The following is a 2,949-nucleotide window of genomic DNA, read 5'->3' as shown; positions in this document are numbered from 1 at the left end:
ATGACGACAGGCGCCGGTGCGGACGGGCGCTGCACGACGGCGGCGACGACGAGGACCGCGACAACGGCGCCGACGGCCACGACGAGCGCCGCGATCAGCAGAGGCCGCGGCGGGCCGTCGCCGGTTTCGCTGTTCATCACGCTGGACTCTAGGGCGCCACCACGTCGGCGATGGGGCACGTCAGGGTGCGGGTGATCCCAGCCACCTGTTGCACGCCGGGAACGACGGCGGTCCGAAGCTCGTCGAGGGTGTCTGCGCCGACCCGCGCCACGACGTCGTAGGGCCCGGTCACGTACTCCGACGACAACACCCCGGTCAGGCCGACGAGTTGCTTGGCGATCACCTCGGCGCGACCGACCTCGGTCTGGATCAGAACAAAGGCCTCGACCACGCCGCTATCCCCCCGTCCGGCTGCATAGACTCCTCGCCGCAGGGACTAAACGTACCGCAGGTCGGCGGAGTGTTCAGGGCACGAAGACGCGGCGCAGCGGCAAGCGCGACGGAAGGACCGGACATGGCGGGCGATCACCCGGACGAGTCGCTGGCCGGGGTGGGGGAGTTCGCCGCCATCGACCGGCTCGTGGCCGGACGCCGTCAGCCGCCGTGGGTCTCGGTCGGCCCCGGCGACGACGCGGCGGTGGTCGCAGCGCCCGATGGCAGGACCGTCGTCAGTACCGACATGTTGGTCGAGGACCGCCACTTCCGGCTCGACTGGTCGACACCGTACGACGTGGGCCGCAAGGCGATCGCCCAGAACGCCGCCGACATCGAGGCGATGGGGGCCCGCGCCACGGCGTTCGTCGTCGGGTTCGGTGCCCCCGGTGACACCGCGACCGCCAGTGCGGTCGAGCTCGCCGACGGAATGTGGCACGAGGCGGGTCTGCTGGGGGCGGGCATCGTCGGCGGTGACATGGTGCGTGCTCCGCAGTGGGTGATCTCGGTGGCGGCGCTCGGCGACCTCGGCGGGCTCGAACCGGTTCGCCGCGGCGGAGCCCGCCCAGGCGACACGGTGGCGGTGATCGGCCATCTCGGCCGCTCGGCGGCCGGATATACGTTGTGGCGCAACGGTATCGGCGGTTTCGACGAACTGCGCCGGTACCACCTGATGCCCGAACCGCCCTACGGGCAGGGTGCGGTGGCGGCGCGAGCCGGTGCGACCGCGATGTCGGACGTCTCCGACGGACTGCTGGCCGACCTGGACCACATCGCGTCGGCTTCGGGGGTGCGTGTCGATGTGCACACCGCCGGTCTGCGGTCCGACATCGACGCCCTGGTGGCCGCGGCAGCCGAGTCCGGCTCAGCGGCGCTGGAGTGGGTGCTCGGGGGTGGGGAGGACCACGCCCTGGTCGCGACGTTCCCGGACCAGCCGCCGCCTGGATGGCGCGCGGTCGGCACCGTCCTCGACGCCGCCGACACACCGCTGCGGGTGACCGTGGACGGCGCCCCGTGGGACGGTGATCCGGGCTGGCAGTCGTTCTGAGCGGCGCCGCACACTATGTTGGCCTCTCGTGACTGCACGTCCTCTCAGCGAATTGGTCGACGAGGCCTGGGCCCGCGCACTCGAGCCGGTCGAACCCCAGGTCGCGCAGATGGGCGAGTTCCTGCGCTCGGAACTGGCCGATGGCCAGCGGTATCTGCCTGCCGGTCCGAACGTCCTGCGGGCGTTCAGCTTCCCGTTCGAACAGGTGCGCGTGCTGATCGTCGGCCAGGATCCCTACCCGACGCCGGGGCACGCGGTCGGGCTGAGCTTCTCGGTCGCAGCGGAGGTACGCCCGCTGCCGCGAAGCCTGGCCAACATCTTCACCGAGTACCGCGAAGACCTCGGCCACCCCGCCCCGGCCAACGGCGACCTGACGCCATGGGCGCAGCAGGGAGTGATGTTGCTCAACAGGGTGCTCACGGTGCGCCCGGGGATGCCCGCGTCGCATCGCGGCAAGGGCTGGGAGGCGGTGACCGAATGCGCGATCCGAGCGCTGGTGGCCCGCCGGCAACCGCTGGTCGCAGTGTTGTGGGGACGCGATGCCGCCACGCTGAAACCCATGCTGGGGGACACCGCGGTCATCGAATCGGCGCATCCGTCACCGCTGTCGGCGTCACGGGGGTTCTTCGGGTCGCGGCCGTTCAGCCGGACCAACGACCTGCTGGAGAAGATGGGAGCCGAGCCGGTCGACTGGCGGCTGCCCTAGTACCCAGGGACGCGGATCAGGGAACCGGGCTCGGGGTGACCGTCACGTCGGGCATCTCCGGTGACGGGATGTCCACGTCGGGCGAAGGGATCTCGATGGTGTTCTCACCGTCGGTGGTCTCCGTGGGCGCCGTCGTCTCGGCGGGCTCGGTGGTCTCCGTGGTGGTTTCTGTGGTCTGGGTGCTTGTCTGGGTGGTTTCCGTCGTCTCGACGGTGGTGTTCTCGGTGTCGGCGGTTCCATCGTCGCCACACGCGACGAGGAACCATCCGGCGGCCAGAACCCCGGAGACGGTGATCAGAGCGGGACGGGCCTTTGCGGCGAATGTCATCTGTATGGCCATTTCATTTCCGACCGGGCCTCGTGCCCGACCTCAAGGTTTGGCCTACCCGACAGAGTCAGCGCTAAACGGCCGAGTTCTCGGTTCAGGTGTGCGACACGGCGTTCAGCCGCGCGACACGGCGTTCAGCCGAGCGACACGGCGTTCAGCCGCGCGACACGGCGTTCAGCCGCGCGAGACCTTCCCGGCCTTCAGGCAGGACGTGCAGACGTTGACCCGCTGCTTGTTGCCGCCGGGCCGGGCGACCGCGCGCACCGGCTGGATGTTGGGATTCCACCGACGGCTGGTCCGGCGATGGGAGTGCGACACCGACTTGCCGAAGCCGGGGCCCTTCCCGCAGATATCGCACACCGCAGCCATATGTAGAACTCCTCGAATCAGTACGTGGGGGTCTGGGTCCCTCAGCCGCGCATCAGCGGCTTGACC

Annotated in this window: 5 protein-coding genes; 2 read left to right on the top strand and 3 right to left on the bottom strand. The window is 70.1% G+C overall.

What is annotated here, in order from left to right:
- Window positions 1-148: 148 nt before the first annotated feature.
- Window positions 149-391 (bottom strand): Lrp/AsnC ligand binding domain-containing protein, encoded by a 243-nt coding sequence (locus WA944_RS24625; protein ID WP_526611763.1) that lies wholly within the window; start codon window positions 389-391, stop codon window positions 149-151.
- 123 nt (window positions 392-514) lie between these two features.
- Here WA944_RS24625 and WA944_RS24620 point away from each other — a divergent pair, with 123 nt between their 5' ends.
- Both WA944_RS24620 and WA944_RS24615 read left to right on the top strand, forming a co-directional pair.
- Window positions 515-1,480, top strand: coding sequence for a thiamine-phosphate kinase (locus WA944_RS24620; RefSeq protein ID WP_526611761.1), 966 nt, complete (start codon window positions 515-517; stop codon window positions 1,478-1,480).
- Between the two features lie 28 nt (window positions 1,481-1,508).
- A complete protein-coding gene (locus WA944_RS24615; RefSeq protein ID WP_526647438.1) occupies window positions 1,509-2,186 on the top strand; it encodes a uracil-DNA glycosylase in 678 nt (225 codons plus the stop codon).
- 16 nt (window positions 2,187-2,202) lie between these two features.
- On the opposite strand, the gene WA944_RS24610 is transcribed toward WA944_RS24615, so the two are convergent.
- Both WA944_RS24610 and rpmB read right to left on the bottom strand, forming a co-directional pair.
- Window positions 2,203-2,514 (bottom strand): hypothetical protein, encoded by a 312-nt coding sequence (locus tag WA944_RS24610; RefSeq protein ID WP_526611758.1) that lies wholly within the window; start codon window positions 2,512-2,514, stop codon window positions 2,203-2,205.
- A gap of 174 nt (window positions 2,515-2,688) precedes the next feature.
- Window positions 2,689-2,883 carry a 50S ribosomal protein L28 gene (gene rpmB, locus WA944_RS24605; protein WP_159233911.1) on the bottom strand — a complete coding sequence of 65 codons (195 nt, stop codon included), beginning with the start codon at window positions 2,881-2,883 and terminating at the stop codon, window positions 2,689-2,691.
- Between the last annotated feature and the right edge of the window lie 66 nt (window positions 2,884-2,949).

It is taken from the genome of Mycobacterium sp. (genome assembly GCF_049683355.1).
GTDB lineage: Bacteria > Actinomycetota > Actinomycetes > Mycobacteriales > Mycobacteriaceae > Mycobacterium.
This window is presented reverse-complemented; position numbering and strand designations above follow the sequence as displayed.

Coding starts and splice junctions, on each gene's coding strand:
- WA944_RS24620 (WP_526611761.1), top strand. CDS start 515: ATGGCGGGCGATCACCCGGACGAGTCGCTGGCCGGGGTGGGGGAGTTC.
- WA944_RS24610 (WP_526611758.1), bottom strand. CDS start 2,514: ATGACATTCGCCGCAAAGGCCCGTCCCGCTCTGATCACCGTCTCCGGG.
- rpmB (WP_159233911.1), bottom strand. CDS start 2,883: ATGGCTGCGGTGTGCGATATCTGCGGGAAGGGCCCCGGCTTCGGCAAG.